Below are 13701 nucleotides of genomic sequence, written 5' to 3' on the forward strand. Positions count from 1 at the left end.
CATATTAGCCGACTTTTTCACGCTGTCAACACCCGATGTTCGCTAGGTGTTTCCGGCCCCGCCTGCCTCTGTCGCGCCGAAGCTCGGCAGTTGCGTAGCGGGCCGCGCAGTTTAATGGCACCGAAAAAAAGGTCAACCGTTTTTTTGCGCGCCCTTGCAGCGCTGCGTGCTGCCACGCTCTCCTCTCTATCGGTAAGGGCGCGGCACAGCCGATCGCCGGCGTTTGCCCGAGAATGCAGGCTGCGCTCCACCATGGAACTCCGCATGACCGCTGCTGCCCGCGCGCTCTGGCGCGACGCTTCGCTGCCCGCGCTGATCGCCGGCTTCGTCACCGTGCTGGTCGGCTTCACCAGTTCGGCGGCGATCGTGTTCGAGGCTGCGCGCAGCGTCGGCGCCTCGCAGGCGCAGATCGCGTCCTGGATGTGGGCGCTGGGGCTGGGCATGGGCCTGACCTGCATCGGGCTGTCGCTGCGCTACCGGATGCCGGTGGTCACCGCCTGGTCCACGCCCGGCGCGGCCCTGCTGATCGGCAGCGGCGGCGGCCTGCCGCTGTCCGACGCGATCGGCGCCTTCGTGGTGGTGGCGGTGCTGTCTGCGCTCGCCGGGTTTTCCGGCCTGTTCGAACGCCTGCTGCGGCGCATCCCGCTGTCGCTGGCCTCGGCGATGCTGGCCGGCGTGTTGCTGCGCTTCGGCCTGGACGTGTTCGTGGCGATGCAGCACCGGCTCGGCATGGCGCTGGCGATGTTCGCCACCTATCTGATTGGGCGCCGCGCCTTCCCGCGCTATGCGGTGATCGCCACCCTGCTGGTCGGCATCGCCGTGGCCGCGGGCAGCGGCACGCTGCACCTGGAGGCGGCGCAGCTGCGCGTGGCGCAGCCGGTGCTGGTCTGGCCGACGCTGTCGTGGCAGGCGCTGTTCGGGATCGCGCTGCCGCTGTTCGTGGTGACGATGACTTCGCAGAACCTGCCTGGGGTCGCGGCGATCCGCGCCTCCGGCTATGCGGTGCCGATCTCGCCGACCATCGGCTGGATCGGCGTGGTCAATACGCTGCTGGCGCCGTTCGGCGCCTACGGACTGAACCTGGCGGCGATCACCGCGGCGATCTGCATGGGCCGCGAGGCGCAGGAGGATCCGCAGCGGCGCTACATGGCCGCGGTGTTCGCCGGGGTCTTCTATCTGCTGATCGGCGTGTTCGGCGCCACCGTGGCCGCGCTGTTCGCGGCCTTTCCCAGGGAACTGGTGATGGCGATCGCCGGCATCGCGCTGTTCGGCACCATCGGCAACAGCCTGGCCTCGGCGCTGCGCGAGGAACGCGAGCGAGAGCCGGCGCTGATCGCGTTCCTGGTCACCGCGTCGGGACTGTCGCTGTTCGGTATCGGCGCGGCGCTGTGGGGCCTGCTGGCCGGTGCGGCGACGCTGGCGCTGTGGCGGCGCAGCCGCTGAGGCCGCGCCGCCGCACCGGACTCAGCGCGGGTCGCGCAACTGCAGCAGCCAGTGGCTGGGCACGCCGGAGTGATCGGGCAGCGGTTCGAAGTCGAACTGGCGGTGCACGGCGGTGGTGCCGTCCACGCGCAGCGGCAGGGTGACGTAGGCGGCTCGGCCCTGCCGCAGCAGCGTGTCGATGCGCTGGGTCTCCGCCAGCACGGCCTCGCTGGCGTACAGGCGCTCCAGGTCGCAGCCGATCAATTCTGCGACCTCGCGCTCGTACAGGGCGGCGAAGGCCTCGTTGACGAAGGCCAGGCGGCTGCGCCGCGCACCCTCGCCGCGCTCGACGATCGCCACCGGTTCGCGCAGCCGCGACAGCGAGGCCTCCAACAGGGCGAAATCCTGCTGGAAGCGCTTGCGTTCCATCAGCTCGATCAGCACCCGCAGACTGCGCGCCGATTCCAGGCTGATCGGCGACCAGGGCCGTGCGCGGCCACGCACGGTCTCCTGCCACAGGTCGAAGCTCTTGCGCGGCGACAGCCGCGAGCCGGCGATGTCCTGCAGCTTGGCCAACTGCGGATTGCCCGCCCAGTTGACCGTGCGCACCTGTTCGCGACGGGTCCACAGCAGCGCGCTGCGCGCCTGCGGCATCAGCGGCACGAAGATGAAGCCGGCCGCCAGCGGGGCCAGATCGGCCAGCGCCGGGAAGGTCTCGCCGATCTGGTCCGAGTGCAGCGCGCCGACCGCGTCGTGGCGCAGCGCTTCGTGATGGGTGGACTCGATCTGCTCGCGGATCCGCGCCAGGTCCTCGGTGGCCGGCAGCATGCCGTGGCGGGTGACGTGGTCGCCATGGAACACCGCCACGCCATCGGCATCGACCACGTCGAGCAGGTCCGAGGCCATCTCGTCGAGCATGGACGCGGTCAGCATCTCGGCGTCGTTGAAGTTGGTGATCAGCTTCTCGCGCACGGTCAGCAGCACCGACTCGGTGCGCGCGCGCGCCACCGCGGTGATCGCACCGATGCGCCCGGCCAGCGCCCGGCTCAGCGCATCGGCGACATCGCGCATCTCGTGGTTGCAGAAATACGGGCGGTAGTGGTGACAGGCGATCAGGCCCCACAGCGCGTCGTTGACCACGATGGAGGCCACCAGGGTGGCGGTAACGCCCATGTTGGCCAGGTATTCCAGGTGCACCGGCGAGACGCTGCGCAGGCTGACGTCGCTCAGGTCCACCGGCGCGCGCAGGCGCGGATGCAGGGTGGGCTGGATCGGCGACGGCACATAGCCGACGTTGGCGATCTGGCGCACGCGGTTGCGCAGGTACAGCGCGCGGGCCTGCGCCGGAATGTCGCTGGCCGGATAGTGCAGGCCGAGATACGGCTCCAGTTCCGCCGCGCGCGCCTCGGCGACCACGTCGCCGTTCCAGTCGTCGTCGAAGCGGTAGATCATCACCCGGTCGTAGCCGATCAGGCTGCGCAGGCTCTTGGCGGCGCGTTGGCAGGCCTCCTCGATGCTGTGGTCGGCCTCCAGCCGGCGCAGCACCGGCAGCGCTTCGCGCAGGGTGGCATCGGCCAGCGGCGCATCGCGCGGCTCCAGTTCCAGCAGCCACTGTTCCGGATACAGATGCCAGGCGCCGACCCAGCGCTGCGTGGCGGCCGCGTCCTTGAACCCCACTTCGACATAGGCCAGGTCGCTGCGCTCGGCCGCGTCGGGCAACAGACGCGTGCGCGGATCCTCCAGCACGAGCAGGGCGTCGTAGCGCTGTCCGAGCAGTGCGTCCAGCGGCCGGCCGAACAGGTCGGCGGCACTGGCGCTGGCCTGGACGACGCGCCCGTCCTGCGGTTCGATCACCAGCAGCACGCCGTGCGGCTGCACCGAGCCGGGGATATGGATCGGCTCGCGTGCGCAGGCGTCCTTGTCCAGGGGCACGACGATGTCGCTCATGCGGCGATCTCCAGGGCGAAGTGGGTGTGGAAGTGCGCGAACATGGCGCGGGCGCCGTCGACCGCGGCCTGCTGCAGCGGCGCGGTCGGCAAGGCCCGCTCCAGGCGCTGCTGGAAGTGTCGCCAGGCGGCCGGGTCGGCATGGCCGAGTTCGAAATAGGACAGGGCCGGCGCGGCGGTGGGCAGGGTCTGCCGCAGGTGCCGGGCGATCACCCGGCCGCCCAGGCGCGAGCCTTCGACCACGTAGAGCATGCCCCAACGCGCGCCGACGTCGACGGCCGGCGGCAGCGGCTGCGGCGCTGGCGGCGTTGCCTGCAGGGCATGCAGATCCTGCGCCAGCAGCGGGGTGCGCGGCTGGTACTGCCACTGCGCATCGCCGCAGTCGCGCAGCCAGGCCGCTTCGCGCTGTTCCCAGCCGGCCAGCACCGCGTGATGGCGACGCAGCACCTGCACATAGGCGGACAGCGACAGTGCCGGGTCCATCAGCGCGCGCATCGCCGGCAGGTCTTCCACCGCCTGGTGCTGCTGCGCAGTGGCCTCGCGCAGCAGGCGCGCAGCGGTCAACGGCAGGGCGGTTCCGTCGGGAGGGGACATCATGCAGGCGACTGGTACAGCAGCCGGCCGGCCGCGACGAAAGAGAGGACACAGCGTAACAATCGCGACCGCGCGGTGCCAGGCGAGGCAGCGCGGGAGCCGCGACGCCCATCCCAGCAAGCTGAGCCGTTCATGCCGGACGCGCCGCCGGAGCTGCGCCTCAGCCGCCGGCCGCCGCGGCCTCCGGCACCCGCGCGCGGCGCCAGGCCACGATCCAGCCGCCGCCCAGCAGCAGCGCCGCCAGCAGCCACGGCACGCCAGGGAAGTGCAGCAACGCGTGCGGGCCGATGAAGGCGGCGAACACCCACGCGTACAAGAGCGGCCCGATTACCCCGGCCAGGCTGACCAGGCTCATCAGTGCGCCCTGGATGCGGCCCTGCGCGTCGGCGCCGACGTGGCGGGTGACGATGGCCTGCGCCGCCGGCCCGGCCACCGCCCACAGCGCGCTGATCGGCACGCCGAGCAGGAACAGCGCGCCGCTGCCGGCCACGCTGTAGATGGCGAAGCCGATCACGCCGCAGCCCAGGCCGAACAACAGCGCGCCGCGCTCGCCGAAGCGGCGCACCACCCGCGCCACCAGCACGGCGTTGACCACGATGCTGCACACACCGACCAGGGCCAGCACCCAGCTGACCTGTTTCGGTCCCCAACCGAAGCGGTAGTCGGCGAACAGGACGAAGATGCTCGGGTAGACGTAGTGCGCCAGGTTGGCCAGGAAGATCACCGCGGCCAGCGCGAACACCTGCGGATAGCGCTGCAGCAAGCGCAGCGCGCCGAACGGATTGGCATGCGCCCAGTCCACGCGCGCGGTGCGCCGTTCCGGCGCCAGCGATTCGGGCAGCACCCACAGGCCGTAGAGGAAGTTGAGCAGAGCCAGCCCGGCGGCGAACCAGAACGGGGCGCGCAGGTGCAGGCTGCCGAGCCAGCCGCCCAGCAGCGGACCGACCACGAAACCGACGCCGAACGCGGCGCCGATGATGCCGTAGGCCTGGGCGCGCTTGTCGGCCGGGGTGATGTCGGCGATGTAGGCGTTGGCCGAGGTGAAGCTGGCCGAGAACACGCCGGAGACCATGCGCGCCAGCAGCAGCACCGGCAGGCTCTGCGCCAGCGCCATCACCATGAAGTCCACGCCCAGCCCCAGGCACGAGGCCAGGATCACCGGGCGCCGGCCGTAGCGGTCGGACAATGCGCCCTGCAGCGGCGAGCTGACGAATTGCAGCGCGGCGAACAGGAAGCCGAACCAGCCGACCCACCTGGCCGCGGCGGCGAAGTCCCCGCCGGTGAAGCCGCGCACCAGCGTGGGCAGCACCGGAATGATGACGCCGAAAGACAGCACGTCGATCAGCAGGGTGACGAAGATGAAGGCGACCGCGGCGCGGCGTGAGCGGACAGCGGGAGTCGGAGCGTGCACGGCAGGCCTCCTTGCGGACGCGGCAGTGTAATCGGCGTACCTGGTCATCGGCGCACCCGTGGGTGTGGAAGGTGACCGATCGGAACGGGCGGCGTGCCTGCGACACCGTGGTGGCTCGGCTGGCCGTCGCAGGAGCGCTTGCACCGCGACCGGTGGGGTCATGGCGTCGGGACTGAAGTCCCTCCCACAGAAGTTTCCGGGCTGGCTGATTGCGACTCGAAGCCCAAGCCCCCTTCCTGCACCAGCGGCGCAGCCAGGCTGCTTGTCGCAGGAGCGGTCTCAACCGCGACCTGAAGGACCAAGGCGTCGGGACTGAAGTCCCTCCCACAACAGGGTCGAGGCTTGGCGGATTGTGTCGGAACCGACGTCCTCTACACCGAGCGACTCCCCTCTCCCGTCGGGAGAGGGGTCGGGGGTGAGGGTCCGGCGGAGGCAGCGGCGCCACTCATGCCACCAAGGCGCGGCGGCGCAGCAGTCACGGCCGGACCGTCACCAATGCCGACTGCCGGGCCGCAACAGGTGGTGCCCCCGTCCGGCCGCGGTCACTCGGCCGGGGTCACAACGCCGCGACAGAGATCGTCTGCTGCAGCACGTGCTGGGCGCCCGGGGCCAGTTCGATCACCTCGGGTCCGGCGTTGGCCGCTTCCAGGCACACGAACTGGCGCCAGTGCGGGCCGACGTCGGCCATCTTCTGTGCGCCGGCCTCGCCCGGGTTCCAGGCCACCAGCGTGCGGCTGCCGGTGGTGGCGATCTCGATGCGGCGCTGCAGGCCCGGGTCCAGCAGGGTGTAGCGGCCGCCGGCGCCAGTGTAGATGCGGTCGCTGCGGCCGGGGTCGCGCGGATCCTGCAGGCTCCAGTCGCCGTGCTGGCGATGCGGTGTGGCGTAGTTCTCGAACTTGTCCAGGTAGTCCAGGCCGTCCAGGCCCTGCACCCGCACCTGGGTGGCGTCGGCGACACGGAAGTAGTTGTGCAGCGCCTGGGTGAAGCGGGCCGGCGCGGTGCCGACGTTGTCGGTGACCAGGCGCTGCTCCAGGGTGGCACCGATGCGCAGTTGCATGCGCAGGCGCAGCGGCAGGTCGTCGAAGTCGGGCGGCGCCAGGGTCAGCACCAGCGTGCCGTCGGCCTCGCGCCGCGCGTCCTTCAGTTGCCAGGGTACGGTGCGCACAAAGCCGTGCGCGGGTACGGCGTCGCTCTGGCCCTGGCGGCCGAAGTACGGCCAGCACACCGGGGTGCCGCCGCGGATCGGGGTCGGGGTGGGCTGCGCGCTCGGCGACAGCCACAGCGCGTCGGTGCCGCCCTTGGGCACGAACGACAGCACCTGGCCGCCGAACAGGCTGATCGCGGCGGTGGACTGCGGGGTCTCCACCAGCAGCGAGGGATAGCCGTGGAAATCGCCTGTGCTCAGGCCGGGGACGTCGGACATGGGGTGGATGCTCCGTGGCGCGGGGGAGTGGGCGAAGGCTGGGTAAGCGGCCGGCAGCCGGAATGCGGTGGGCGGGGTGCCGCCGAACTGCGTCTTTGTAGGTGTAGGTGTAGGTGTAGATGTAGGTGTAGGTGGCGGTGCGGGTGCGGGTGCTGGCGACGATGCCGGTGCAGGCGATTGCGGCGGCGTGGCCGGTGTCGGCGCGGGTGCCGCAGGCGCGCCGCCGGCCTCGCGGCGCAGCGCATCGAGGATGCGTTGCCCGGCGCGACCGTCCGCCGGCTGCAGGCCCAGGCGTTGCTGCTCGGCCTGGATCGCGCGGCGGGTGGCGGTGCCGATGGCGCCGTCGGCCTGGCCGATGGCGTGGCCGCGCGCCAGCAGCAGGGTCTGCAATTCGCGCCGCTCGGGGCGGCCCAGGCCCGGATCGTCGGTCGGCCAGGCCGCGACCAGCCCGGGCTTGCCGCGCAGCCGGTCGGACAGCAGCGCGATCGCCAGCGCATAGCTTTCGGCGGCGTTGTAGGCGTAGATCGCGTCGTAGTTGCGGAACACCAGGAACGCCGGGCCGTGCACGCCGGCCGGGATCAGCACCGCTGCCGGCGTCTGCGCGGCCAACGCCGGCAGCGCGCCGCCGTCGGCGGCGGTGAGGCCACGCGCGCGCCAGTCCGACAGCGGCCGGCGCTGGGTGCGCCCGGCCAGCGCCGGGTCGAAGCCCGCCGGCAGCTTCACCTCCAGCCCCCACGGCTGGCCGCTCTGCCAGCCGGCGAGCTTGAGATAGTTGGCGGTGGAGGCCAGCGCATCGGGAATGCTGGCGACCAGGTCGCGGCGGCCGTCGCCATCACCGTCCACGGCGACGCGGGCGTAGGTGCTGGGCATGAACTGGGTATGGCCGAAGGCGCCGGCCCAGGACCCGGTCAGGCCCTCGGGGCGCAGGTCGCCGGCCTGCAGCAGCTTCAGCAGCGCGAACAGCTCGCTGCGGAAGAACGGCTGGCGGCGGCCTTCGCAGGACAGGGTCAGCAGCGACACCAGCAGCGGGCGCTTGCCGGAGATGCGGCCGTAGTCGCTCTCCACGCCCCACACCGCGACCACCGTCTCCGGGTCGACACCGTACTGCTGCGCCACCTGCGCGAGCAGGTCGCGATGCGCGGCGAGCATGGCGCGACCATCGTCGATGCGCTGGCTGTCGACCAGGCCGGCCAGGTAATCCCAGATCGGCGTGGTGAACTCGGGCTGGGCGTCGAGCAGCGGCAGCACGCTCGGGTCCGGCTGCAGGCCGGCGGTGAAGCGATCGAACGACGCCTCGGCGACACCCGCTTTGGCCGCGGCCGGGCGCAGGCCGGCCACGCAGCTGGCGAAGGCCGGATCGGGCGTGGACGGCGCCGCCGCGGGTGGGGTCTGCGCGAGCGCGCACGGGGCCGCCAGCAGCAGGATCCAGGCCAAACGCATCATCGCAACATCCTCGCCGACGGCAGGGCCGACATCATAAACAACCGGCGCGTGTGCGCTCCGCTCACGCGGCGCGGGCGGCAGGCACGCGACCGGCAGCGCGTTCCGAGCGTGGCCTGGTTGGCGGATCGCGCGGCACGACGTCGCGGCCGCGACACGCATGGCGTTCGGGCCACTGCGGCATTCCGTTCGAAGCGCCAGAGGGCCAACGCTTGCCCCGCCAACGAACGGCGGTGTGCAGGCGTGCGCCCCGTCGGCGCGACGCGCGCCGCTCAGTCCAGCGCGTCGAGGTAGTACCAGCGCCCATCCTCGCGCACGAAGCGGCTGTGCTCGGTCATGCGCACGGCGCTGCCGCCGCCGATGCGATAGCGCGCCAGGAAGGCGACCTCGGCGCTGTCGGCGCCGGTCTGCAGCACGCGCTGCACGGTGAGGCCGAGCCACGCCGTGCGCGGATCGATCTCCACCTGCGGCGGGCAGGTCGACGGATGCCAGCTCGCGCGCAGGTAATCGGCGTCCTGGCGCACGTAGGCGCTGTAGCGGGAGCGCATCAAGGATTCGGCATCCGGTGCAGGAGTGCCGGCGTGGTACGGCCCGCAGCACTGCGCGTAGTCGCGCGGACGGCCGCAGGGGCAGGGATCGGCAAGGCGCGGGGCGGACGGAGACATGTGCCGATTGTGCCGGCTGCGGCGACACGACGCACGCCGCGCACGCGTCGCGGCCGGTGGCGGCTATGCTTGCGGCCCCTTGCGCGGAGCGCCGGCGTGCTCGAGTCGATCCCCACCGAACTGCCCTGGCTGCTGTGCATCGCCTTCGTCGCCGGGCTGGTGGACGCGGCGGTGGGCGGCGGCGGCCTGATCCAGTTGCCCGGGCTGTTCGCGACCTTGCCGCAACAGGCGCCCGCGGTGATCCTGGGCACCAACAAGTTCAGTTCCATGGCCGGCACCGGCACCGCCGCCTGGCGCTATGCGCGCCACGTGCGCCTGCCGTGGCGGCCGGTGCTGTACGCGACCGCCGCCGCGTTCGTGTTCGCCTTCCTCGGCGCCACGGCGGTGAGCCTGCTGCCGAAACAGGCGGTGCGCCCGCTGATCCTGGTGCTGCTGATCGCGATGCTGGGCTACACGCTGGTCAAGAAGGACTTCGGCGCGTTGCACCGCCCGCGCCACATCGGCCGCCGCGAACTGGCGATCGCGCTGGCGATCGGCGCGGCGATCGGGTTCTACGACGGCTTCTTCGGGCCGGGCACCGGCAGCTTCCTGATCTTCCTGTTCATCCGCTTCTTCGGCCTGGATTTCCTGCGCGCCTCGGCCGCGTCGAAGGTGGTGAACCTGGCCACCAACCTGGCCGCGCTGTGCTTCTTCGTGCCCAGCGGCAAGATCCTGCTGGCCGCGGCGGTGCCGATGGCCGTGGCCAATGTGGCCGGCGCGGTGACCGGCACGCGGCTGGCGCTGCGCGGCGGCACGCCGCTGATCCGGCGGTTGTTCCTGGTGCTGGTGGTGGTGCTGATCGGCAAGATGGGCTGGGATCTGCTGCACTGAGTGCAGTGCGCGGCACCGTGTGGTTGCCGCGTGCCATCCCTCCCAACGATGTTGCAGCGCGCGGCCGATCGGCACGCGCGACCGCAAGTGCCGCTCAGTGGCCGCGGCGTTTGGCGGTCGCAGGCGGCGTCTTGGCTGCTGCAGCCTTGGCCGGCTTCGCAGGTTTGCTGCCTGTGGCTGCTTTCACCGGCTTCGCCGACGCAGACCGCGCGGCTGGCCGCGTTGCCGCGGACACAGCTGCCGCAGCCGCGGCGGGCGGGCGTGGCGCCTTCGCCGAGGTGGCCTTGGCCGAGGACGGCGCGGCACGCGTGTCGCCACGTTTGCCGGGCGTCGCTGGCGACGTCTTGCGCGTGGTCGACTTGGCGCCATTGCCGCGGCCATCGCGCGCCTTGGCGGAGGCACGCGCCGGCGCGGCAACGGTGTCCGCCACAGCGGCTGTGCCGGGCTCGGCGATGGTGGCCGCTGCGTCCGCGGTCGACGGTGGCAGATCGGGACCGGCCTGGTCCACCGCCGCGCCGGACTCCACCGCAGGCGTCGTCGCCTCGTTGCGGCTGCGCTCGGGCAGCTTCAACCGGTGCGCCTGCTCGTCGTATTCGATCAGCAGCACGCCGGAGTTGTGGCGGCCGCTGATCTCGACGAAGCAGGCGCCGCCGATGAACGGCTCCAGCGTCATCACCGACTTCAGCGGCGTGGCCACCACCATCTGGAAACCGAAGTTCTCGAAGATGTTCATCGCCAGCGCGGTGAACTCGTTGTCGGCCTTGTCGAAGGCCTCGTCCAGCACCACTGCGGCATAGCGCGGCAGTTCGCCGTCCTCGCCGCCAAGCTGGTAGCGCAGCGCCGCGGCCAGGCAGGTGGTGGCCAGCTTCTGGCGCTGGCCGCCGGACTTGCCGGCGCCGCTGCGGTAGATCTCCACCTGCGCGCGGCTGTCCGCATCCAGTTCCACGCCGACGAACTCCACGTGCTGGCGCACGTCCAGCACCTGCTCGCGCCAGCGCCGCAGTTCCGGCTCCTGCGCGCCGAGCCGCTGCACCAGCCCGCGCAGCATGGCGAACTGCGCCTCGGCCAGCGCACGATCCTCGGTCTGCTGATGGCCGAGCACGGCGCGCAATTGCTGCTGGAACTCCTGCACCTCGAGCAGGCGCCGGTCGCTGACTTCGATGGTCAGCAGGGTGCCGCGGTTGAACGGCACCTGTTCCAGGCTGGCGTTGACCTCGTCCATGCGCTGCTTGATCGCCTTGTGCGCTTCGGCCGTGTAGCGCTGCAGGGCCAGCAGGTTGTTCTTGCTCTGGGTCTGCAGCAGGTCGAAGAAGCGGCCTTCGTGGCGCGGCAGGCCGTCGCTCTCCAGGCGCTGCAGGCGCGCCAGGAAGTCGTCGGCGCTGGCCAGGCTGACGGTGAAGTCGCCGCTGTCCTCCGGCCACTGCTGGCAGTAGCGGCGGAAGCAATCCAGCACCTGCTGGCTCAGCCGCGCGTCCTGCGCCTGGCTCTGCGCCAGCTGTTCGCCGAGCCCGCGCTCGACGCTGCGCAGATGCGCCTCCAGGTTGTCCAGGCTCAGCGGCGGCAGCGCCGCCAGCCGCGCGTCCAGCCCCGCCACCTGCGCCGGGCCGATCACCGCGGTGGCCACGCGTGCGGCGCAGGTCTCGCGCTGCGCCTCCAGTCGGGCGCGCTCGCGGCTCACCTGCGCGCGCTCCAGGCGCACGTCCTCGTAGGTGCGGCGCGCCTGGTCGCGGCGCGCGCGGACAGTGGCGATCTGCTCGCCCAGCGCACGCAGCGCGGTGTCGCCTTCGCGCAGTTGCAGCAGTTGCTCGGCGATGTCGCTCAGGCGCTGCAGCTTGGGCGCGACGTCGATCTCGTCCCACTCACGCTCGGCCAGGGTGTGCGCGGCCAGTTGCCGGCCCTGGTCCTGTTCGCGCTGCTTGCGCAGGGCGGCCACGTCGGCATCGCAGGCGGCGATGCGCTGCGCCAGGGTCTGCCCCTCGCGCTCGAAGACCTTGAGCTTGTCGCGGTTGTCGTAGCCGAGCAGCCAGCGCTTGCGGTCGCCGACCGCGTGGCGGTCGTCCTTCTCGTAGCGATCGCCCGGATGCTTGACCTGGCCCTCGCGGGTGATCGCACGCTCGGCATCGCGCAATTGCGCCACGGTATCGACGCAGGTGTAGTCGAAACGCCGCGCCAGTTCCTGGCGCAGCCACGGCGCATAGGCATGGTCGCGCAGTTCCAGCTTGCGCAGCAGCGACTTCGCGTCGGGCTCGCGCTGCTGCAGCGGCGCGTTGTGGCGCACGCGGAAGTACACCAGACGGGTGCCGAGCTGGGTCTTGTTGACCCAGTCGGCGACGCTGGCGTAGTGGCGCTCGTCGACCAGCAGCGACTGCGCGAAGCCGTGCAGCACGCGCTCGATGGCGCCGCGCCAGGCGGCCTGGTCGGCCTCCACCTGCACCAGTTCGCCGACGAACGGCAGGGCCGCTTCGGGCAGGCCGGTTTCGGCGCACAGCCGCGCGCGCAGCGCCTGCATCGGCGCGGGAATGCTCGAGGGCGCCTTCAGCAGCGCCTCGATCTCGGTGCGGATGACCGCGAAGCGACGTTCGTCCTCGCGGCGCTCGGCCATACGTTCGGCGATCGCCTCGTCCAGGCTGCTGGCCTCGCCGGCGACGCCGTCGCGCAGCGCGCGCGCCTGCGCCACCTGTTCGGCGAAGCCGCTGGCGCTGCCGGCCAGGCCCATGCCGAGCTGGCGGCAGGCCTGTTCGACCTGGCTGCGGCGGCGCATGCGCTCGTCGCGCTCGCGTTCGACGCGGCCGCGTTCGCGCTCCAGCGCCTCGACCTGCTCGCCGCCCTGCGCGCGCTGCTGGGTCTCCAGCTCGGCCAGGGTCTGTTCGTGGTTGTCCAGCGCTTCGCGGCGCTGCCCTTCCTCGCCGGCCAGGCCGCGGTCCTGGGTGTCCAGTTCCAGCAGGCGTGCATCGAGCAGGGCCAGGCGGCGCTGCTCGCGGTAGCCGTCGATGCCCAGCTGCAGTTCGCGCAACTCGCCGACGCTGTGGCGCAGCGCCAGCAGTTCGGCGTGGTAGTCGCGCGCCGGGGTCAGGGTTTCCACCTGGCGCCGCGCGGTCACCACCGCATGGTGCGCGCCGTCGAGTTCGGCGAAGTCCTCGACCAGGCGGTCAGCGGCCTCGAAGGTGCGCGGCTCGTCGAGCATGAAGCTGCGCAGGAACGCGTTGAGATCGCCGAGGTTCTTCGCCGACTGGGTCTTGTGCAGCAGCCGCAGCGCCATCTCGTTGCCGATGCCGAGCAGGTGGCGGAAGCGCTCGGCGTAGCCGGCGAAGCTGTCGAAGTGGTGCACGTCCTCGCCCAGGCGCAGCTTGAGCCGGCGCAGGTCCAGGTCGAAGCCGTCCAGCTCGGCGGCCACGTCGAAGCCGCGCGGCACCACCATGTAGTGCTTGCGCACGTCGGCCGCGGCGGTGCCGCTGCCGGCGATCCAGAACAGCCGCACCAGGCTCACCGCCTGGCCCTGCGCGTTGCGGTACTCCAGCGCCAGCGCCGACCAGGTCGCGCCCTTGCGCAGGTACTGGGTGGCGATCTCGCCGGAGGCGCTGTCCTGCTGGTCGGCCCAGGCGCCGCGCACGTAGGACACCAGGCTGCGGTCGCGGCCGCTGCGCTCGGCCTCGCGCGCGGCGGCGTTGAAGTCGACGATGCTCGGCGGGGTCAGCAGCGCCGACATCGCATCGAGCAGGGTCGACTTGCCCGAACCGGAGCGGCCGACGAACAGGAAGCCCTTCTCGGCGATCGGCACGTCGGTCAGGCCGTTGAAGGTGCCCCAGTTGTGCACCTGCAGGCGGCGCATGCGGTACTGCTGTGCGCGCTGCTCGGCCAGGGTCTCGGCGAACAGGGACGGGGCGACGGGGACGGTGGACGATTCGGACAGGGACGTCATCGGGAACTCAT

At 71.7% G+C, this 13701-nt stretch carries 6 protein-coding genes and 3 pseudogenes; 2 read left to right on the forward strand and 7 right to left on the reverse strand.

The features are described 5' to 3' along the window. Positions 1–264 precede the first annotated feature (264 nt). Complete coding sequence (locus CEK68_RS03415) at positions 265–1443, forward strand: benzoate/H(+) symporter BenE family transporter (protein WP_152238542.1); 1179 nt, start codon at positions 265–267, stop codon at positions 1441–1443. A gap of 21 nt (positions 1444–1464) precedes the next feature. Here CEK68_RS03415 and bphP read toward each other — a convergent pair whose 3' ends face one another. The 6 genes and pseudogenes from bphP to CEK68_RS03440 form a co-directional block, all read right to left on the reverse strand. Beyond that, the gene (gene bphP / locus CEK68_RS03420; protein WP_152238543.1) at positions 1465–3369 is read right to left on the reverse strand and encodes a bacteriophytochrome BphP; all 1905 of its coding nucleotides are present in this window, start codon (positions 3367–3369) and stop codon (positions 1465–1467) included. Continuing rightward, complete coding sequence (locus CEK68_RS03425; protein WP_152238544.1) at positions 3366–3965, reverse strand: biliverdin-producing heme oxygenase; 600 nt, start codon at positions 3963–3965, stop codon at positions 3366–3368. Before CEK68_RS03425 ends, bphP begins: the two co-directional genes overlap by 4 nt. A gap of 157 nt (positions 3966–4122) precedes the next feature. Continuing rightward, on the reverse strand, positions 4123–5373 hold the full coding sequence (locus tag CEK68_RS03430; protein WP_148827721.1) for a TCR/Tet family MFS transporter: 1251 nt from the start codon (positions 5371–5373) through the stop codon (positions 4123–4125). Between the two features lie 556 nt (positions 5374–5929). Continuing rightward, positions 5930–6865: pseudogene (locus CEK68_RS21450) on the reverse strand (D-hexose-6-phosphate mutarotase); the annotation flags it as partial. A 165-nt stretch (positions 6866–7030) separates the two neighbouring features. Then, positions 7031–8215: pseudogene (locus CEK68_RS21455) on the reverse strand (lytic murein transglycosylase); the annotation flags it as partial. 293 nt (positions 8216–8508) lie between these two features. Further along, a complete protein-coding gene (locus CEK68_RS03440) occupies positions 8509–8901 on the reverse strand; it encodes a YchJ family metal-binding protein (protein ID WP_148827722.1) in 393 nt (130 codons plus the stop codon). Between the two features lie 96 nt (positions 8902–8997). On the opposite strand from CEK68_RS03440, the gene CEK68_RS03445 reads away from it, so the two are divergent. Further along, entirely contained in the window at positions 8998–9771 is a 774-nt protein-coding gene (locus CEK68_RS03445) for a sulfite exporter TauE/SafE family protein (RefSeq protein WP_152238545.1), read from the forward strand. Here CEK68_RS03445 and CEK68_RS03450 read toward each other — a convergent pair. After that, positions 9656–13690 (reverse strand): annotated as a pseudogene (locus tag CEK68_RS03450) (SbcC/MukB-like Walker B domain-containing protein); the annotation flags it as partial. The gene CEK68_RS03445 and the pseudogene CEK68_RS03450 sit on opposite strands and share 116 nt — an antisense overlap. Between the last annotated feature and the right edge of the window lie 11 nt (positions 13691–13701).

The sequence above is a fragment of the Xanthomonas sp. LMG 12461 genome (genome assembly GCF_009192935.1).
GTDB classification, from domain to species: Bacteria; Pseudomonadota; Gammaproteobacteria; order Xanthomonadales; family Xanthomonadaceae; genus Xanthomonas_A; species Xanthomonas_A sontii.